The following is an 18,149-nucleotide window of genomic DNA, read 5'->3' as shown; positions in this document are numbered from 1 at the left end:
AACCGTGGCGGTGGGTATGGCCGGCGTGACGACCGTGACCGTGGTCCCCGCCGCGACGACCGCGGTGACCGTCCCGCCTTCCGTCGCGACGACCGTGGAGACCGTCCGCCCTTCCGCCGTGACGACCGGGACGACCGCGGCGAGCGCCCCGCCTTCCGTCGCGACGACCGGCGCGACGACAACCGTGGCGGTGGGTATGGCCGGCGTGACGACCGTGACCGTGGTCCCCGCCGCGACGACCGCGGTGACCGTCCCGCCTTCCGTCGCGACGACCGCGGTGACCGTCCCGCCTTCCGTCGTGACGACCGCGGTGACCGTCCCGCCTTCCGTCGTGACGACCGCGGTGACCGTCCCGCCTTCCGTCGTGACGACCGTCGTGACGACCGACGCGATGATCGGCGTGGCGAGCGGCGCGAGGGCGACCGTGGCGGATTCCCCCGCCGCGACGACCGGGACCGTGGTGGCTTCCGGCGCGACGACAACCGCGACCGCGGCGAGCGTGGCGGTTTCCGCGGCCGGGACGACCGCGGTGGCTTCCGGGGCCGCGACGACCGGCGTGACGACCGTCGTGACGACCGGCGTGACGACCGTCGTGATGAGCGCCGTGACGACCGTCGTGATGAGCGCCGTGACGACCGTCGTGATGAGCGCCGTGGGGACGAGCGCGGGGAGCGCGGCGGCTTCCGTCGGGACGAAGGCGGCCGAGGCGGGCGCCCCGGTTTCCGGCGCGAGGACGGCCCCCGCAGCGACTTCCGTCGGGAGGACAGCCGCGACAGCAGGGGCGACCGCGGCGAGCGCGGTGGCTTCCGAGGCCGTGACGACCGCGGTGGTCGCGGGCCTCGGCGTGACGACCGGGGCGACCGCGGCTTCCGGCGTGACGGTGATCGCCGTGACGGCGACCGGGGCGGGTTCCGCGGCCGTGACGACCGGCGTGGCCCTGGCCGGTTCCGTGAGGAGCGTGACCGCGACAGGGAGCCGATCAAGCGGCTGCCGATCCCCGAGGACGTCACGGGCGACGAGATCGACAAGGACGTACGGCAGGAGCTGCAGAGCCTGCCCAAGACGCTCGCGGACGACGTCGCCAGGAACCTGGTGATGGTGGCCCGGCTCCTCGATGAGGACCCCGAGGGCGCGTACGGCTACTCCAGGGTGGCGCTGCGGCTGGCGTCGCGTGTCGCCGCCGTGCGGGAAGCCGCCGGGTTCGCCGCCTACGCCAGCCAGAAGTACGGCGAGGCACTGGCCGAGTTCCGGGCCGCCAAGCGGATGACCGGGAACATCGACCTGTGGCCGGTCATGGCCGACTGCGAGCGTGGCCTCGGCCGGCCGGAGAAGGCCCTGGACATGGCCGGCGCGCCCGAGGTGCACAAGCTCGACAAGGCCGGTCAGGTCGAGATGCGGCTCGTCGCCGCCGGTGCGCGGCGGGACATGGGGCAGCTGGACGCGGCCATCGTGACGCTTCAGAGCCCGGAGCTCGCTGCGAACGCCGTGCAGCCGTGGACGGCGCGCCTGAGGTACGCCTACGCCGACGCGCTGCTCGCGGCGGGGCGTGAGAGCGAGGCCCGGGAGTGGTTCGCGAAGGCCGTCGAGGCCGACCGCGACGGCAGCACCGACGCTTCGGACCGGCTCGCCGAGCTGGACGGTGTGGAGTTCATGGACGCTCTGGTCGAGGACGACGAGAACGACAACGACGAGACTCCGGCCGCGCCCAAGGCGGACGAGGACGAGGGCGAGAACCACAAGGACTGACGTCCGCACAGAGCAGCAGAGCAACAGCAGGACAGCACAACAGCGCAACAGCAAGACAGAGCAGGACAGCAGCACAGCGCAACAGAAGAAGGGGCGGGATCCCGGGCCGTGAGGCACTTGGGGTCCCGCCCCTTCCGCGTGTCCGGGCCGGCCCGGAGCTCCGTCAGAGGTCCAGAGCCCGCAGGACCAGGCCCGTTGCCGGCTTCGGGCCGAACGACGTCGACTTGCGGGGCATCGTCACGCCCTGGCGCGCCAGGTCGCGCACGACCTCCTCGCGGACCGGGTGCATCAGGACGGCCGTTCCGCCGTCCCGTTCCGCCTTCTCGACCGTCGCGGCCGTGTCGTGGATGTAGGCGATGTGAGCCGGGGAATCCTCGGGGATGCGCCAGACGTGGTCGAGGAGCGTGGCGTGCAGGACCGTCGCGTCCAGGGTGCGCCAGGCCGTGGGGCGGTCGGCGGGCACCGTACGGGCCAGGAGATCCGGGTCCGGGCGGTCGACGAGGTGGAACGCGCCGTCGCCCGCCAGCAGGAAGGCGTTCCCGGCGCAGGCGGCGTCGGCCAGTGTCCGCAGGGCCTCGGACAGCGGGACGTCGAGGCGACGCACGCGGAAATGCCCCTCCAGGGCGGCCACGGCGTCGGCGACCGGGAGGCCGTGCAGGAGGCGGTGGATGGCACGGACCCGCAGGGGATAGCGGGCCGTGTCGACGAGGAGGACCAGGCCGTGGTCCCACGGGCTGGGGGAGGGGTGCTCCGCGCGGAGGCGGCGGTAGGTCGCCCAGCGGTGGTGGCCGTCGGCGATCAGGGCCTGGTGCCGGCCGAGGTCCCTTTGGATCGTCGCCAGGTCCTCGGGGGCGGTGACCGACCACAGGCGGTGGCGGAAACCGTCCTCCGTGGTGGTGGCCAGGAGCGGCGGCAGGGTCGCGGTGCGCTCGATCAGATCGGCTGTGGCGGTCGTGGCCCCGTCGCCCCGGTAGGTGAGCAGGAGGGGTTCGAGGTTGGCCGAGGTGGCCCGCATGAGGGCCGCGCGGTCGGCGACGACGTGCGGCATGACGTCCTCGTGCGGCAGCACCAGCTGCTCGTCCGGATCCGACACGCGCAGGGCGCCGATGATGCCGCGTTGCAGTATGCCGTTGCCGTCCTGCTGCTCGTAGACGTAGAGACCCGGTTCCGGATCGGTGGTGAGGATGCCCTCGGACAGCCAGCGGCGCAGCGTGTCGGCGGCCCGCTCGTTGCGGGCACTGGGTGTGGCGGCCTGGGGGAGGATCAGACGGACGATGTTGTACGGATCGGCCGATTCGAGGTGGTGCAGGCCGTCGGGGCGCACCACGACGTCGTACGGGGGTGATGTGACGGCGGCAAGGCTGCCGACCCGGTGGGGGTCGTAACGAAGGCCTCGGAACGGGGTGAGTTCCAGGCCTCGGTGCGTCGTTGCCTCCGAGTGACCTGCTGAGTTCATCCCGGCATCGTACGGCTGTCGGTGGCATGGGGGATGATCGGGGGAAAGCCGTCGAACGAGGAGCGATGCGGGATGAGCCGAAGCGTCAGGACGAGGCCCGAGGGCAGTGGGCAGGCCCTGAGCGAGGCGTACGACACGGCGCTGCTCGACCTCGACGGTGTCGTGTACGCGGGCGGGAGCGCCATCGCGCACGCGGTCGAGTCGCTGGCCACGGCCCGGGAGGGCGGGATGCGCCTGGCGTATGTGACGAACAACGCGTTGCGCACCCCGGACACCGTGGCGGCGCATCTGACCGAGCTGGGGATACCGACGGGCGCGCAGGACGTCATCACCTCGGCGCAGGCCGTCGCGCGGCTGATCAGCGAGCAGGTGCCGCAGGGCGCCCGGGTGCTGGTGATCGGCGGTGAGGGGCTGCGGGTCGCGCTGCGTGAACGCGGGCTGGTGCCCGTGGAGTCGGCGGACGACGACCCGGCGGCGGTGGTGCAGGGCTTCGGTGGCGCCGACCTGCCGTGGGGGCGCTTCGCCGAGGCCTCCTACGCGGTGGCGCGGGGCGTGCCGTGGTTCGCCTCCAACACCGACCTGACGATTCCGAGCGGGCGGGGCATCGCTCCGGGCAACGGAGCGGCCGTGGAGGTCGTCCGGATCGCCACGGGTGCGGAGCCGCAGGTCGCGGGCAAGCCGCTGCCGCCGATGCACCGCGAGACCATCCTGCGGACCGGGGCGCAGCGGCCGCTGGTGGTCGGGGACCGGCTGGACACGGACATCGAGGGCGCGTTCAACGGGGAGGTCGACTCGCTGCTCGTCCTGACCGGTGTGACCGACGGCGCGCAGTTGCTGGCCGCGCCGCCGCAGCACCGGCCGACGTATGTGGACGCCGATCTGCGGGGGATGCTCGCGAGCCAGCCGGAGGTCGTCGACGCGGGTGAGGGCGCCTTCCGGTGTGGTGGCTGGACGGCGACGGCCGGCGCGGACCGGCTCGAGCTCGACGGGGAGGGCGCGGCCGTGGATGGTCTGCGTGCGCTGTGTGCCGTGGCGTGGACGGCGGCCGGTGAGGGTGCGTGTGAGCTGGACGGGGGGAAGGCGCTGGCGCGGCTGGGGATCTGAGCGCCTGTCAGTGCCCGGGCGGGGCCGGGGGCCGGGGCGGGCATCCGCATCGTGCTCGAATGCGAGGGTAGGCTAACCTAACTGCGTGTTGGTCGAGAGTCCCCCCGAGCAGAGCGCGGAGACCGCCCCCGCGCCTCCCACCCGACGGGCGGTACGAGCCTTCGGGCTGCTCCTGTCCGTGGCGATCCTGGTGTTCGTCGCGCTGGCGAGTATCGCGATCGGGGCGAAGGAGCTGTCCCTCGGGCAGGTCTGGCACGGCCTGTTCGAGGACTCGGGGACCTACGGCGACGTGGTCGTGGCCGAGCGGCTGTCGCGGACGCTGCTCGGGCTGCTGGCGGGCGCGGCTCTCGGGCTGGCCGGGGCGGTGCTCCAGGCCCTCACCCGCAATCCGCTGGCCGACCCGGGACTGCTCGGCATCAACGCGGGCGCCTCCGCCGCGGTCGTCACGGCCATCACGTACTTCGGGGTCACCTCGCTCAGCGGCTACGTCTGGTTCGCGTTCTTCGGCGCGGCCGCGGTCGGGGCGCTCGTCTGGTTCCTCGGCGGCAGCCGGGGCGCGACCCCGGTGCGGCTCGCGCTCGCAGGCACGGCGATCAGCGCCGCCCTGTACGGCTACCTCCAGGCCGTGATGATCATGGACGAGGCGGCGCTCGGCAAGATGCGCTTCTGGACGGTCGGTTCACTGGCCTCGGCGACGAACTCGACCATCACGCAGGTCCTGCCGTTCCTGCTGACCGGTACGGTCCTGGCGCTGGTCCTGGCCCGGCCGCTGAACGCGATGGCCATGGGCGACGACACCGCCAAGGCGCTCGGCGCCGACCTCAACCGCACGCGGGCGCTGTCCATGCTGGCCGCGACCGTGCTGTGCGGAGCCGCGACCGCCGCCTGCGGGCCGATCGTGTTCGTCGGGCTGATGGTGCCGCACGTGGTGCGCTCGTTCACCGGGCCCGACCTGCGCTGGATCCTGCCGTACGCGGCGATCCTGTCGCCCGTGCTGCTGCTCGGCGCCGACGTCCTCGGCCGGATCGTGGCCCGGCCCTCGGAGCTCCAGGTGGGCATCGTCACCGCGATCCTCGGCGGGCCGGTGTTCATCTTTCTCGTACGACGGCGGAGGACGGCCCAGCTGTGAAGACCACCAACCGTGCCGTGCGGACCGGCGGGCTCTCGATACGCCTGGACGTACGGGCCGTCACCGTCGTGCTCCTGCTGCTCGTCGCGGCGCTCGTGGCGAGTGTCGTGCTCATCGGCACCGGCGACTTCCCGATCCCGGCCGCCGACGTGCTGCGGACGCTGGTCGGCCAGGGCAACCCGGGCCAGGAGTTCATCGTCAACGAGCTGCGGCTGCCGCGGGTCCTGGTCGGGCTGCTGGTCGGAGCCTCGCTCGGACTCGGCGGCGCGCTGTTCCAGGCCATCTCCCGTAACCCGCTGGGCAGTCCGGACGTGCTCGGTCTCGGGCAGGGGGCGACGGCCGGCGCGCTCGCGGTGATCGTGCTGACCTCCGGCAGCGCGAACCAGGTCGCCGCCGGGGCGCTGGCCGGGGGACTGGTGACCGGGCTCGCCATCTACGTGCTCGCCTGGAAGAAGGGCGTGCACGGCTACCGGCTGGTCCTGGTCGGCATCGGCGTCTCCGCGATCGTCACGGCGGTCAACGGCTATCTGCTGACCAAGTCCGACATCGTGGACGCGGCCCGCGCGGTGGTCTGGATGACCGGCTCCCTCGACGGCCGGGACTGGGATCAGGTGTGGCCGCTGCTCGCGCTGACCGCCGTGCTGGTGCCGCTCGTCCTCGTCAACGCGCGCGGGCTGCGGATGATGGAGATGGGCGACGACGTGTCGTACGCCCTCGGGGTGCGGGTCGAGCGGGTACGGCTGCTGCTGATGGTGGCGGCCGTGCTGCTCACCGCGTCCGCCACCGCCGCGGCCGGGCCGGTCAGCTTCGTCGCCCTCACCGCGCCGCAGCTGGCCCGGCGCCTGACCCGCTCGCCCGGGCCCAACCTGTCGGCCTCGCTGTGCATGGGCGCCGCCCTGCTGGTCGTCGCCGACTGGGTCTCGCAGCGGGCGTTCGGCGCGGAGCAGTTGCCCGTGGGCGTGGTGACCGGTGTGCTCGGCGGGGTCTACCTGCTGTGGCTGCTGGTCAGCGAGCGCAGGGCGGGCCGCATATGAGGGCGGGCCGGAGCGCCGAGAGCAGCACCAGCAGCGGACTGATCAACCGAAGGAGCCCCGTGAACCGCCTGTCCGCCGAGAACGTCACCCTCGCCTACGACCAGCGGGTCATCGCCGAGCAGCTGTCGGTGGAGATACCCGACCGGTCGTTCACGGTGATCGTCGGCCCGAACGCCTGCGGCAAGTCGACGCTGCTGCGGGCGCTGTCACGGATGCTCAAGCCGAGCGAGGGCCGGGTGCTGCTCGACGGGAACGTGATCCAGTCGATGCCCGCGAAGAAGGTAGCGCGGACCCTCGGCCTGCTGCCCCAGTCGTCCATCGCGCCCGACGGCATCACGGTCGCCGACCTCGTCGGCCGTGGCCGCTACCCGCACCAGGGCATTCTGCGCCAGTGGTCGGCCGACGACGAGCGGGTCGTCCAGGAGTCCATGCGGCAGACCGGCGTCGCCGAGCTCGGCGACCGCTACGTCGACGAGCTCTCCGGTGGCCAGCGCCAACGCGTGTGGATCGCCATGGCCCTCGCCCAGCAGACGCCCCTGCTGCTGCTCGACGAGCCGACGACGTACCTGGACATCCAGCACCAGATCGACGTGCTGGACCTGTGCGCGGAGCTGCACGAGGAACAGGGCCGCACGCTCGTCGCCGTGCTGCACGACCTCAACCACGCCGCCCGCTACGCCACCCACCTCATCGCCCTGCGCGAGGGCCGGGTCATCGCCGAGGGCGCGCCGAAGGACATCGTCACGGCCGAACTGGTCGAGGAGGTCTTCGGGCTGCGCTGCCAGGTCATCGACGACCCGGAGACGGGCACCCCGCTGGTCGTGCCGGCCGCTCGCAAGGCCCGCGTACGGGGCACGGACGGAGAGGTCGCGGCTACAGGAGCTTCCTGAGCTGGAACAGGTCCCGCACGCCCGCGTGCAGTTTCACCCGGCCCGAACCCCAGGCCTTGGCGAAGTTCAGCTCGCCGCCGACCAGGGCCACCAGGTCGTCGCCGGTCATGGCGAGCCTGATCTCGGCCTTGCCGGGCGGCGGCCCCGGCACGGTGTCGTGCACCTCGATCCGCCCGCCCTGCATGCGGCCGACGAAGGTGACGTCGAGGTCCGTGATGTGGCAGCTCACCGAGCGGTCCAGGGCCGCGGCGTCGCGGACGTCCCCTTCGGCGCGCTGCATGTTGTCCGAAAGCTTGTCGAGTGCGCTGCGGCACTCCTCGATCGTGGCCATCGCGGTCGACGGTACCGCAGCGGTTCGCGGTAGCGTCGGGGCATGGACGACGCAGTTCCCGAGGCCCCTCCGGCGGCGGAGGAGGAGCCGGCGTACGACCCCGCCGCCCCCGCGCCCCTGAACGTGCCCCGCGCGCCCACCGGTGACGCCGGTGTGGACGCCGCCCTGGACCGGCTCGGCGACGCGGACCACCTCGCCACGGACGGCCATGTCGAGGTGTACGAGGATGTACACCGGGGGCTGCGCGACGCGCTCACCGCGCTCGACGCCCGCCCGGGACCTCCGGTGCCCCCGCGGCCGTACGAGCACAGGAGCTGAACCGAACGTGGCAGGAGTCGCACGTCGCCGTCTGGACGCGGAGCTGGTCCGCCGGAAGCTCGCGCGTTCGCGTGAGCACGCCGCGCAGCTGATCGCCGCGGGGCGGGTCTCCGTCGGCAAGACCGTCGCGACCAAACCCGCCACGCAAGTCGAGACCGCGGCCGCGATCGTCGTGGCCCAGGACGACAGTGATCCCGACTACGTCTCGCGCGGCGGTCACAAGCTGGCCGGCGCGCTCGCGGTCTTCGGCCCTCAGGGGCTGGCCGTCGCAGGACGCAGGGCGCTCGACGCGGGCGCTTCCACCGGCGGTTTCACCGACGTCCTGCTGCGCGCGGGCGCGGCCCACGTCGTCGCCGTGGACGTCGGATACGGACAACTCGCGTGGTCCCTCCAGAAGGATGAACGCGTCACCGTCAAGGACCGTACGAACGTACGCGAGTTGACGCTTGAAGCGATCGATGGGGAGCCAGTGGATCTTGTCGTGGGGGATCTGTCCTTCATCCCGCTCGGGCTGGTCCTGCCCGCCCTGGTGCGGTGCGTGAAGCCGGACGCCGATCTGGTGATGATGGTCAAGCCGCAGTTCGAGGTGGGTAAGGAGCGCCTCGGCAGCGGGGGAGTGGTACGCAGCACCCAGCTGCGCGTTGAAGCGGTCCGGGGGGTGGCCGCGAAGGCCTGGGGGCTGGGGCTCGGGGTGAAGGGCGTGACGGCCAGTCCGCTGCCCGGGCCGTCGGGGAATGTCGAATACTTCTTGTGGCTGCGGTCCGGGGCACCGGAACTGGACCCGGCCGAGGCAGACCGTGCAGTGGCGGAGGGGCCGCGTTGACCGAGAACCGAGCTCGTACTGTTTTCCTGCTCGCCCACACGGGGCGGCCCGCCGCCGTGCGCAGTGCCGAGCTCGTGGTGAAGGGGCTGCTGCGCTCCGGCCTCGGCGTGCGCGTCCTGGAGGCCGAGGCGCGCGACCTGCCGTTGCCGACCGAAGTGGAGCTGGTGAAGGAGGCCACTCCGCAGTGCCTCGACGGGTGCGAGCTGCTGATCGTGCTGGGCGGCGACGGCACGCTGCTGCGCGGCGCCGAGTTCGCGCGGGCCTCGGGCGTGCCGATGCTCGGCGTCAACCTCGGGCGCGTCGGGTTCCTCGCGGAGGCCGAGCGGGACGACCTCGACAAGGTGGTCGACCGGGTGGTGACCAAGGCGTACGAGGTCGAGGAGCGGATGACCGTCGACGTCGTGGTGCACCAGAACGGCGACATCGTGCACACGGACTGGGCGCTGAACGAGGCGGCCGTGCAGAAGGTGTCCGCCGAGCGGATGCTGGAGATCGTCCTGGAGATCGACGGCCGGCCGGTCACGGGCTTCGGCTGCGACGGGATCGTGTGCGCCACGCCCACGGGGTCGACTGCGTACGCCTTCTCGGCGGGCGGGCCGGTCGTGTGGCCGGAGGTCGAGGCGCTGCTGATGGTGCCGATCTCCGCGCACGCGCTGTTCGCGAAGCCGCTGGTGACCTCGCCGGATTCCGTGTTGGCCGTGGAGGTTCTGCCGCACATTCCGCCGGGGGTGCTGTGGTGCGACGGGCGGCGGACGGTGGAGTTGCCGGCCGGGGCGCGGGTGGAGGTGCGGCGGGGGGCGGTGCCGGTTCGGTTGGCCCGGCTGCATCACGCGTCCTTCACGGACCGGCTGGTGGCGAAGTTCGCGCTGCCGGTTTCCGGGTGGCGGGGGGCGCCTCACTAGCGGTGTGTGGGGGGTGGTTCCGCTTTCGTGGGCGGCTGGGGTGGATTGTGGTTTCCGCGCCCACGCGGCGGAGCCGCACCTTGGTACAGCCCCGCGCCCCTGAAGACGGCCGATCACCACTCTCGTGGGTGACAGGGGCGGGCCGGTCGCACGCGCGGGTCCCGACCTCGTAAGGTCTTGTCCGTGTTGGAGGAGATGCGGATACGGTCGCTGGGCGTGATCGACGACGCTGTCGTCGAGCTGTCGCCCGGGTTCACCGCGGTCACCGGTGAGACGGGTGCGGGCAAGACCATGGTGGTCACCAGCCTGGGGTTGCTGCTGGGCGGGCGTGCCGACCCGGCGCTCGTGCGGATCGGCGCCGGCAAGGCCGTCGTGGAGGGGCGCATCACCGTCCCCCGGGACGCCTCGGTCGCCGTGCGCGCCGAGGAGGCCGGGGCCGAGCTCGACGACGGGGCCCTGCTGATCAGCCGTACCGTCTCCGCCGAGGGGCGCTCGCGGGCGCACCTGGGCGGACGCAGCGTGCCCGTGGGGGTCCTCGCCGAGCTCGCCGACGAACTGGTGGCCGTGCACGGTCAGACGGACCAGCAGGGGCTGCTCAAGCTGTCCCGGCAGCGGCAGGCGCTCGACCGGTACGCGGGCGACGCGGTCGCCGGGCCGCTGGCCAAGTACGGCGAGGCGTACAAGAGACTGCGGGCCGTGGCCGCCGAACTCGACGAGATCACCACCCGGGCGCGGGAACGGGCCCAGGAGGCCGACCTGCTGCGCTTCGGGCTCGACGAGATCGCCGCCGTCGAGCCCCGTGCCGGCGAGGACGTGGAGCTGGCCGAGGAGGCCGAGCGGCTCGGGCACGCCGAGGCGCTGGCGGCGGCCGCGGCGGCCGCTCACGCCGCCCTCGCGGGCAATCCCGAGGACCCGGAGGGCGTCGACGCCGGGACGCTCGTCGCGGGCGCCCAGCGGGCCCTGGACGCCGTACGGTCGCACGACTCGGCGCTGGCCGCGCTCGCCGACCGCGTCGGGGAGATCGGGATCCTGCTGCGGGACGCGGCGGGCGACCTGGCCGGGTACGCCGACGATCTGGACGCCGATCCGCTGCGGCTCGCGGCCGTCGAGGAGCGGCGGGCCGCGCTCACCGGGCTGACGCGCAAGTACGGCGAGGACATCGCCTCCGTACTGGCCTGGGCCGAGCAGAGCGCCGCGCGGCTCACCGAACTCGAGGGCGACGACGAGCGGATCGGGGAGCTGACGGCCGAGCGGGACGCGCTGCGGAGCGAACTGGGCGGGCTGGCGCAGGCCCTGACGGACGCCCGCACGGAGGCCGCCGAGCGGTTCGCCGCCGCCGTGACCGCCGAGCTGGCCTCGCTCGCCATGCCGCACGCGCGCGTGTCCTTCGACATCCGGCAGACCGAGGACCCCGACGGCGTCGAGGTGGGCGGCCGTACGGTCGCCTACGGTCCCGCGGGCGCCGACGAGGTCGAGTTGCTGCTGGCCCCGCACCCGGGCGCACCGCCCCGGCCGATCGCCAAGGGCGCGTCCGGCGGTGAGCTGTCGCGGGTGATGCTGGCCGTGGAGGTCGTGTTCGCGGGGACGGACCCCGTGCCGACGTACCTGTTCGACGAGGTCGACGCGGGTGTCGGCGGCAAGGCGGCGGTCGAGATCGGCCGTCGGCTGGCCCGCCTGGCGAAGACCGCGCAGGTCGTGGTCGTGACCCACCTGCCGCAGGTCGCCGCCTTCGCCGACCGCCAGCTGCTCGTCGAGAAGACCAACGACGGATCCGTGACCCGCTCCGGAGTCAAGGTCCTCGAGGGCGAGGACCGGGTCCGGGAGCTGTCCCGCATGCTCGCCGGCCAGGAGGACTCCGAGACGGCCCGGGCCCACGCGGAGGAACTGCTGGCGGCGGCCCGGGCGGACGGCTAGCGCGTCCGGAAGGGCGGGTGTCCTCGGGGCACTCGCCCGGCGGCGGGGCCGCGCATTCTTGCGCAGGCCACCGACAGCGGCGGGGCCGGTGGGCGGAAGCGAGCTGTTCGGGTGAAGCGGGCATCGGATGTGCGATTACTGCGCCGCGATGCCTTTGTCACTCGTGTGGGTGACCTGCTTCTGTCGGCCCCCCGTGCGCCCGGCGCTGCCGCCCTCCCGGTGTTCCCGGAACCCCCCTATGTCCTGGCATCCTTGGCGGAGTACGTGCGAAATCCGCGCCGTGACCGTCCGACCCGAACCAGGAGCCCGGCCAGGTGACCCCCGTGAGCAGCCACGCACCGCATGGCCAGTCGCCGCTGCGCACCGTGCAGGTGCTCGGCGGAGGCAACGCCGCCAGCAGTGCGCATGTGCGCTCGCTGGCCGCGGGGCTCGTCGAGCGGGGAGTGAAAGTCACGGTGTGCGCCCCCTACGAGGCCGACCGCGCCTATGACTTCAGCGGAGTCGGCGCCGACCACGTGCATGTGCCGCGCAGCAGTGACCCGGTGTCGGTGGCGGCGCTGCGCGCGGCCTGCGCCCACGCCGATCTGGTGCACGCGCACGGACTGCACGCCTCCTTCCGCACCGTGCTCGCCCTCAGCGGCCGGCGCGTGGCCACTCCGCTGGTCGTGACCTGGCACGACCGCGCACACGCCGACGGGGCCCGCGCCCACATGCTGCGGGTGCTGGAGCGCAGGGTCGTGAAGGCGGCCACCGTGGTGCTCGGGACCTCCTCGCCGCTCGTGGACCGCGCCCGCCTCACCGGTGCGCGGGACGCCCGGCTCGCCGCCGTCGCGCTGCCCGGCCCCAAGAGGCCCCTCGAACCCGACGACCCCGACGGGCTCCGGCCCAAGGTGCGCGCCGAACTCGGTGCCATCGGGAGGCCGTTGCTGATCGCCGTCGGCTCCCTGGAACGACACCGTGGGTACGACGTCCTGCTGGACGCCGCGCGTGCCTGGCGCCGGCTCGATCCCGTGCCCCTGGTCGTGATCGCCGGGGAGGGGCAGCTGCGTGGTGAACTCCAGGGCCGCATCGAGGAGGAGGGCCTGCCGGTCCGGCTCATCGGGCGACGCGACGACGTCACCGACCTGCTCGCCGCCGCCGACCTGGCCCTGCTGCCGAGCCGGTGGGAGGCTCGCTCCGTCCTCGCCCAGGAGGCCCTCCACGCGCGCGTGCCGCTCGTCGCGACCCACGTCGGCGGCATCCCCGAACTCGTCGGCGACGCGGCCGAACTCGTCCCGTACGGCGACGCGAAGGCCCTCGCCGACGCCGTCGTACGGCTGCTCGGCGACCGGGCGCGCCGGGACCTGCTGACGGCCAGGGGCACCAGGCAGGCCGCCACCTGGCCGACCGAGGACGAGACGGTCGCCCAAGTGCTCAGCGTCTACGACGAGTTGACCCTGCCCCGCCCCCTCTCCTAGAGCCCTACGGGACGTGCCTGCGGGCCCGCAGGGCCAGGCTCAGGGCCAGGACCGTCTGCGGGTCGTCGAGGTCCGTCCCCAGCAACTCCCCGATGCGCGCCAGGCGGTTGTACAGGGTCTGCCGGTTCAGGTGCAGCTCCCGGGCCGTCTCCGCCTTGCGCCCCGCGTGGGCGAGGTAGGTCGTCAACGTGGGCAGCAGCGGCGGCCGGGAACGCCGGTCGTGCTCGAGCAGCGGGCCGACGGCCCGGTCCACGAAGGCCGCCAGGTCCGGGTGGTCGCGCAGCCGCCACAGCAGCAGGTCGATGTCGAGACGACGTGCGTCGTACCAGGGCCGGTCCGCGAGGCCCTGGGCCGCCGTGGCCGTCTCGGCCGCGTGCCGCAGGCCCGAGGCGGCCGCCTGCCAGCCACCGGCCATCCCCACGACCACCACGGGCGCCTGCCCGCCCGGCCGCGGCATCGCGGCCCGTTCCACACCGGCGCGCAGGGCCGCCGCGACCCGGTCCGCGACCGCCGTCCGCTCCGACTCCGCACGCAGCCCGAGCAACACCAGCACCCTGCCCTCCACCGGCCGTACGCCGAGCAGCACCGGCACGCCGACCGCCGCCAGCTCCTCCGAGATGGCCCGGGTCGGCACGCCCCAGCCGCCCCCACCCGGGGCCAGTGCTTCCCCGAGCCGCATGACCACCGGCAGCAGCGGCCCCTCGCCCGGCCGGAAACCCAGCACCCGGGCCTGCGCCGGGGCGTCCTCGGGCGAGATGCGGCCCTCGGCCAGGTCGGTGAGGAAGTCGCCCCGCCCGCGTGCCGCCAGCTCCTCCTCCTGGCGGGCCTGCATCAGCACCACGGCCAGGATGCCCGCGGCCCGCTCGGCCGCCATCCGGTGCACCGGCGCCATGGACGTGCGCACCGGCAGCAGGACCAGACGCGCCCGGACGCCCCCGCTGCCGGGCCCGCCGCCCGGCACGTCCACCAGGACCGACCCCGCGAGCGGCGGCTCGTCCTTGTGCTGGCCGCGCAGCCCCTCCCACACCTGGAGCGGCTCCGCCCCCTCGGGACCGGCTCCGGCGGCGTACAGCAACTGACCGTCCGCCGTCTCCAGGAACACGGGATTGGCGGCGAAGTCGGCCAGGATGCCGAGCACCTGGGGCACCCCGCCGCCGCCCAGCACGGCCTGCGTGCACCGCCGGTGCACCTCCTCGGCCCGCTGCAGCAGGGCGTAGTGGCCGTTGACGATCTCGGTGTGCACCTCCTCCGTGACCGTGACGAACGCCACCTCGCGGTGCAGTTGGACCAGTGGCAGCCCGGCCGCGCGCGCCGTGTCGACGAGGGCCGCGGGCAGCCGGGTGAAGCGCGGGCCGAGCTCCACGACCAGGGCCGCGATGCCGCGCTCGGCGAGGGTGCGTACGAACGCCCGCTGTTCGGCGGGGCGGGTGCCCAGGCCGTAGCCCGTGGTCAGCAGCAGTTCACCGCCCTTGAGCAGCGAGGCGATGTGCGGCACCTCTCCGGCGTGCACCCAGCGCACGGTCCGCCCGAGCCGCTCGCCGCCCGCCAGCACCTCGGGGAGCCCGCTGCGCAGCCCCGGCAGCTCCAGCGCCCGCCGCACGGTGATCCCGGCGCCCTGGGTGTCGTGTGCGCTGTCCGTCCCGCTGTCCATGTGCCGGACGCTACCCGTGCGGGTGCCTCCCGGACATCTCCGGAGGGGCACCGGGACGATCATCGCCCGGATCCCGTCGTGGATGTCCCGGATTACGGCGTGATCGGCCGGGTACGGGCGCCGTCATGGACTTGAGCGTGGTTGCGGTGGGGCGGGAGGACGACAGTCCGGTCGAGGAGCCGCTGCGGGTCGCGGTGCTCGCGGACCGGCTCGGGTACCGGGAGGTGTGGGCGGGGGAGGGACCCACATGGGACTCGTTCGTCCTGGCGACGGCGATCGGTGCGGCCACCGAGCAGGCCGCGCTGACCGCCGGGCCGGTGCCGGTGTCGGTGCGCGACCCGCTGACCATCGTCCGGGGCGCCGCCTCCACGGCGGCCGTGACCGGCCGGCCCGTCGGGGTGGCCCTGGGCACCTCCAGCAAGCGCGTCGTCGAGGGCGTGCACGGCCGGCCGCGCACCCGTCCCGCCGCCGCCCTGGAGGAGTCGGCGGCGGCCGTGCGGGCGCTGATGCACGGCGTGCCCGGCGAGCCGGTCGTCCCCGGCAGCGGCTTCCCGCGCCGGCTCCCGCCGCCCGGCGGCATGGTCACGGTCGCGGCGTTCGGGGAGCGCGCGGTCGCCGCTGCCGTCGCGCACGCCGACCGGATGCTGCTCGACATCGTCTCGCCCGGGCAGGTGCGCATGCTGCGGGCCCGGATGCTCGACGCGGCCGAGAAGGCCGGCCGTACGCCGCCCCGGCTGGCCGCCTGGCTGCCCGCCGCCGTGGACCCCGAGCCGGAGTCGCTCACCCAGGTCCTGCGCAGCGTCGTCGGCTACCTCGCCGTGCCGGGCTACAGCGACATGTTCGTCGACGCGGGGTTCGCCGAGGTCGTCGAGCTGGCCGCCAAGGGCGCCGACCCGGACACCCTGCTGCGCGCGCTGCCGCCCGAGGCCGCGGGCACCGTCGCCCTGGTGGGTGACGCCGACACCGTCCGCGCCCGGATGTCCGCCTACGCCGAGGCCGGACTCGACGAGATAGCCCTCGTCCCGGCCACGGCAGGCGACCCCGCGGGCGAGCGCACGCTCACGGCTCTCAGGCCGAAGTGAGGGGCCGGGCCGACATGGCCGTGAGGGCCGGAGTGCGGCCACGGGTGAGGTCCCCGTGGGCGCTGGAATGACACAGCTGAGCGCCGCGGTGGGGCCCCCGCGCGAGCCGGAGTGACACCCGCGAGGGCCCGTAAGCCCCGTGAGCCGCCCCGCTCAGCCGCCGTACGCGCCCGAAGCGGTCAGGCGCAGCGCTGTGTCGATGAGCGGCACGTGGCTGAACGCCTGCGGGAAGTTGCCGACCTGGCGCTGCAGGCGCGGGTCCCACTCCTCGGCCAGCAGACCGAGGTCGTTGCGCAGGGACAGCAGCTTCTCGAACAGCTTGCGGGCCTCGTCCACGCGGCCGATCATCGCCAGGTCGTCGGCCATCCAGAACGAGCAGGCCAGGAACGCGCCCTCGTCACCGGGCAGACCGTCCACGCCCTCGTCGCCGCCGGAGGTCGGGTAGCGCAGGATGAAGCCGTCCGGCGTCGACAGCTCCCGCTGGATCGCCTCGATCGTGCCGATGACCCGCTTGTCGTCCGGTGGCAGGAAGCCCATCTGGGGGATCAGCAGCAGGGAGGCGTCCAGCTCCTTCGAGCCGTACGACTGCGTGAAGGTGTTGCGCTCCTTGTCGTAACCCTTCTCGCACACGTCGCGGTGGATGTCCTCGCGCAGTTCCTTCCAGCGCTCCAGCGGGCCGTCCGCGTCCCCGGACTCGATCAGCTTGATCGTGCGGTCGACCGCGACCCAGGCCATCACCTTGGAGTGCACGAAGTGGCGGCGCGGGCCGCGCACCTCCCAGATGCCCTCGTCCGGGTCCTGCCAGTGGTCCTCCAGGTAGCGGATCAGCTTCAGCTGGAGGAGGGAGGCGTAGTCGTTGCGCGCGAGGCCCGTCATGTGGGCCAGGTGCAGGGCCTCGGTGACCTCGCCGTACACGTCCAGCTGGAGCTGGTGGGCCGCGCCGTTGCCGACCCGGACCGGGGTGGAGTTCTCATAGCCCGGCAACCAGTCCAGCTCCGCCTCGCCGAGCTCGCGCTCGCCGGCGATGCCGTACATGATCTGCAGGTTCTCCGGGTCGCCGGCCACCGCACGCAGCAGCCACTCGCGCCAGGCGCGGGCCTCCTCGCGGTAGCCGGTGCGCAGCAGCGAGGACAGGGTGATGGCCGCGTCGCGCAGCCAGGTGTAGCGGTAGTCCCAGTTGCGGACGCCGCCGATGTCCTCCGGCAGGGAGGTGGTCGGCGCGGCGACGATGCCGCCGGTCGGGGCGTACGTCAGGGCCTTCAGCGTGATCAGCGAGCGGACCACGGCCTCCCGGTAGGGGCCGTGGTACGTACAGTGGTCGACCCACTCGCGCCAGAAGTCCTCCGTCGCCTCCAGCGACTGCTCCGGCTCGGGCAGCGGCGGCGGCTCCTTGTGCGAGGGCTGCCAGGAGATCGTGAACGCGATCCGGTCGCCCGGCGCGACCGTGAAGTCCGCGTAGGTCGTCAGCGACTTGCCGTAGGTCTCCGCCGATGTGTCGAACCACACGGAGTCGGGTCCCGCGACGGCCACCGTGCGCCCCTCGTGCTTGTGCACCCACGGCACCACCCGCCCGTAGGAGAACCGCATCCGGAGCGCCGAGCGCATCGGCACCCGGCCGGAGACGCCCTCCACGATCCGGATCAGCTGCGGGGCGCCGTCACGCGGCGGCATGAAGTCGGTCACCCGGACCGTGCCCCGCTGGGTGTCCCACTCGGACTCCAGGATCAGCGAGTCGCCCCGGTAGCTGCGGCGCGCGGCGGTGGGGGGCTGCTGGTCGGAGGCGTACGCGGGACCCAGCCGCCAGAAGCCGTGCTCCTCGGTGCCCAGCAGGCCGGCGAAGATGGCGTGCGAGTCGAAGCGGGGCAGGCACAGCCAGTCGACTGTCCCGTCCCGGCAGACCAGGGCAGCGGTCTGCATGTCTCCGATGAGTGCGTAGTCTTCGATGCGCCCGGCCACGTGCAACTCCAGTCGAACGGCCACGTCACCCCACGAGGGGGCTGTCGCTAGTGCGGTCAAGGGGGGTTTCAGCAGATCTTGCAATGCGTCATTGAGCGATGAAGCAAAACAGGTCGCTCAGCCGTGATGCAAAGCGCCAATTCTTGCTCAACGAACTGACGAGCTCACGTTGTTCCGGTGGTTACGGGCGGGGGGTGGTGCCGTGGGGCCGGACGGGCTCGGCAGCGAGTGTCCGAGCAGGATACGACGCACGCAGATGATCCGGGTGCCCGTCCCGGCAAGGTGGGTACGCCGAACGAGTGAGCAACGGGTGAGGGACCGGTGACCGTGATCGCCTCCGTGTCGGGATGTGTGCG

The 18,149-nt window shown here is 73.4% G+C and carries 15 protein-coding genes; 11 read left to right on the top strand and 4 right to left on the bottom strand.

Translation table 11 applies throughout. The annotated features are described in order from the left end of the window. Positions 1-987 precede the first annotated feature (987 nt). The gene (locus tag ACIQU3_RS33545; protein ID WP_403929358.1) at positions 988-1,746 is read left to right on the top strand and encodes a tetratricopeptide repeat protein; all 759 of its coding nucleotides are present in this window, start codon (positions 988-990) and stop codon (positions 1,744-1,746) included. A gap of 163 nt (positions 1,747-1,909) precedes the next feature. On the opposite strand, the gene ACIQU3_RS33540 is transcribed toward ACIQU3_RS33545, so the two are convergent. Then, the gene (locus tag ACIQU3_RS33540) at positions 1,910-3,202 is read right to left on the bottom strand and encodes a DUF1015 domain-containing protein (RefSeq protein WP_403929345.1); all 1,293 of its coding nucleotides are present in this window, start codon (positions 3,200-3,202) and stop codon (positions 1,910-1,912) included. A gap of 72 nt (positions 3,203-3,274) precedes the next feature. Between ACIQU3_RS33540 and ACIQU3_RS33535 the strand changes: the two genes are divergently transcribed. The 4 genes from ACIQU3_RS33535 (at position 3,275) to ACIQU3_RS33520 (ending at position 7,359) form a co-directional block, all read left to right on the top strand. Beyond that, positions 3,275-4,306, top strand: a complete 1,032-nt coding sequence (locus ACIQU3_RS33535; protein WP_403744233.1) for an HAD hydrolase-like protein — start codon at positions 3,275-3,277, stop codon at positions 4,304-4,306. Positions 4,307-4,391: 85 nt separating this feature from the next. After that, complete coding sequence (locus ACIQU3_RS33530) at positions 4,392-5,435, top strand: FecCD family ABC transporter permease (RefSeq protein WP_403744231.1); 1,044 nt, start codon at positions 4,392-4,394, stop codon at positions 5,433-5,435. Next, positions 5,432-6,469, top strand: a complete 1,038-nt coding sequence (locus ACIQU3_RS33525) for a FecCD family ABC transporter permease (protein WP_403744230.1) — start codon at positions 5,432-5,434, stop codon at positions 6,467-6,469. The genes ACIQU3_RS33530 and ACIQU3_RS33525 overlap by 4 nt, the downstream gene beginning before the upstream one ends. After that, entirely contained in the window at positions 6,466-7,359 is an 894-nt protein-coding gene (locus ACIQU3_RS33520; RefSeq protein WP_403744228.1) for an ABC transporter ATP-binding protein, read from the top strand. The genes ACIQU3_RS33525 and ACIQU3_RS33520 overlap by 4 nt, the downstream gene beginning before the upstream one ends. On the opposite strand, the gene ACIQU3_RS33515 is transcribed toward ACIQU3_RS33520, so the two are convergent. Next, positions 7,343-7,690 carry an SCP2 sterol-binding domain-containing protein gene (locus ACIQU3_RS33515; RefSeq protein WP_403744225.1) on the bottom strand — a complete coding sequence of 116 codons (348 nt, stop codon included), beginning with the start codon at positions 7,688-7,690 and terminating at the stop codon, positions 7,343-7,345. The genes ACIQU3_RS33520 and ACIQU3_RS33515 overlap by 17 nt on opposite strands. Before the next feature lie 42 nt (positions 7,691-7,732). Here ACIQU3_RS33515 and ACIQU3_RS33510 point away from each other — a divergent pair, with 42 nt between their 5' ends. The 5 genes from ACIQU3_RS33510 to ACIQU3_RS33490 all read left to right on the top strand — a co-directional run bounded on the left by ACIQU3_RS33510 (position 7,733) and on the right by ACIQU3_RS33490 (position 13,104). Then, positions 7,733-8,008 carry a hypothetical protein gene (locus ACIQU3_RS33510; RefSeq protein WP_403744223.1) on the top strand — a complete coding sequence of 92 codons (276 nt, stop codon included), beginning with the start codon at positions 7,733-7,735 and terminating at the stop codon, positions 8,006-8,008. A 7-nt stretch (positions 8,009-8,015) separates the two neighbouring features. Continuing rightward, the gene (locus tag ACIQU3_RS33505) at positions 8,016-8,831 is read left to right on the top strand and encodes a TlyA family RNA methyltransferase (RefSeq protein ID WP_403929342.1); all 816 of its coding nucleotides are present in this window, start codon (positions 8,016-8,018) and stop codon (positions 8,829-8,831) included. Further along, positions 8,828-9,733 (top strand): NAD kinase, encoded by a 906-nt coding sequence (locus ACIQU3_RS33500; protein WP_366715251.1) that lies wholly within the window; start codon positions 8,828-8,830, stop codon positions 9,731-9,733. Before ACIQU3_RS33505 ends, ACIQU3_RS33500 begins: the two co-directional genes overlap by 4 nt. A 195-nt stretch (positions 9,734-9,928) precedes the next feature. Next, positions 9,929-11,647 (top strand): DNA repair protein RecN, encoded by a 1,719-nt coding sequence (gene recN / locus ACIQU3_RS33495; RefSeq protein WP_403929356.1) that lies wholly within the window; start codon positions 9,929-9,931, stop codon positions 11,645-11,647. Between the two features lie 314 nt (positions 11,648-11,961). Further along, positions 11,962-13,104, top strand: a complete 1,143-nt coding sequence (locus tag ACIQU3_RS33490) for a glycosyltransferase family 4 protein (protein WP_403929339.1) — start codon at positions 11,962-11,964, stop codon at positions 13,102-13,104. 4 nt (positions 13,105-13,108) lie between these two features. On the opposite strand, the gene ACIQU3_RS33485 is transcribed toward ACIQU3_RS33490, so the two are convergent. Continuing rightward, complete coding sequence (locus ACIQU3_RS33485; RefSeq protein ID WP_403744216.1) at positions 13,109-14,755, bottom strand: PucR family transcriptional regulator; 1,647 nt, start codon at positions 14,753-14,755, stop codon at positions 13,109-13,111. 125 nt (positions 14,756-14,880) lie between these two features. Between ACIQU3_RS33485 and ACIQU3_RS33480 the strand changes: the two genes are divergently transcribed. Further along, a complete protein-coding gene (locus ACIQU3_RS33480) occupies positions 14,881-15,837 on the top strand; it encodes an LLM class F420-dependent oxidoreductase (RefSeq protein ID WP_403929337.1) in 957 nt (318 codons plus the stop codon). A gap of 153 nt (positions 15,838-15,990) precedes the next feature. Here ACIQU3_RS33480 and ACIQU3_RS33475 read toward each other — a convergent pair whose 3' ends face one another. Further along, positions 15,991-17,793, bottom strand: a complete 1,803-nt coding sequence (locus ACIQU3_RS33475) for a glycoside hydrolase family 15 protein (RefSeq protein WP_403744242.1) — start codon at positions 17,791-17,793, stop codon at positions 15,991-15,993. Positions 17,794-18,149: the final 356 nt, after the last annotated feature.

Origin of the sequence: Streptomyces sp. NPDC101110 (assembly GCF_044759525.1) — a bacterium.
Lineage (GTDB): Bacteria > Actinomycetota > Actinomycetes > Streptomycetales > Streptomycetaceae > Streptomyces.
Note: the sequence above shows the minus strand (reverse complement) of the source record. Positions and strands in the feature narration are given on the sequence as shown.

Excerpts from the sequence above, each read along its gene's own strand:
- ACIQU3_RS33540 (WP_403929345.1), bottom strand. The coding sequence starts at position 3,202 with ATGAACTCAGCAGGTCACTCGGAGGCAACGACGCACCGAGGCCTGGAA.
- ACIQU3_RS33535 (WP_403744233.1), top strand. The coding sequence starts at position 3,275 with ATGAGCCGAAGCGTCAGGACGAGGCCCGAGGGCAGTGGGCAGGCCCTG.
- ACIQU3_RS33520 (WP_403744228.1), top strand. The coding sequence starts at position 6,466 with ATGAGGGCGGGCCGGAGCGCCGAGAGCAGCACCAGCAGCGGACTGATC.
- ACIQU3_RS33515 (WP_403744225.1), bottom strand. The coding sequence starts at position 7,690 with ATGGCCACGATCGAGGAGTGCCGCAGCGCACTCGACAAGCTTTCGGAC.
- ACIQU3_RS33510 (WP_403744223.1), top strand. The coding sequence starts at position 7,733 with ATGGACGACGCAGTTCCCGAGGCCCCTCCGGCGGCGGAGGAGGAGCCG.
- recN (WP_403929356.1), top strand. The coding sequence starts at position 9,929 with ATGCGGATACGGTCGCTGGGCGTGATCGACGACGCTGTCGTCGAGCTG.
- ACIQU3_RS33485 (WP_403744216.1), bottom strand. The coding sequence starts at position 14,755 with ATGGACAGCGGGACGGACAGCGCACACGACACCCAGGGCGCCGGGATC.
- ACIQU3_RS33480 (WP_403929337.1), top strand. The coding sequence starts at position 14,881 with ATGGACTTGAGCGTGGTTGCGGTGGGGCGGGAGGACGACAGTCCGGTC.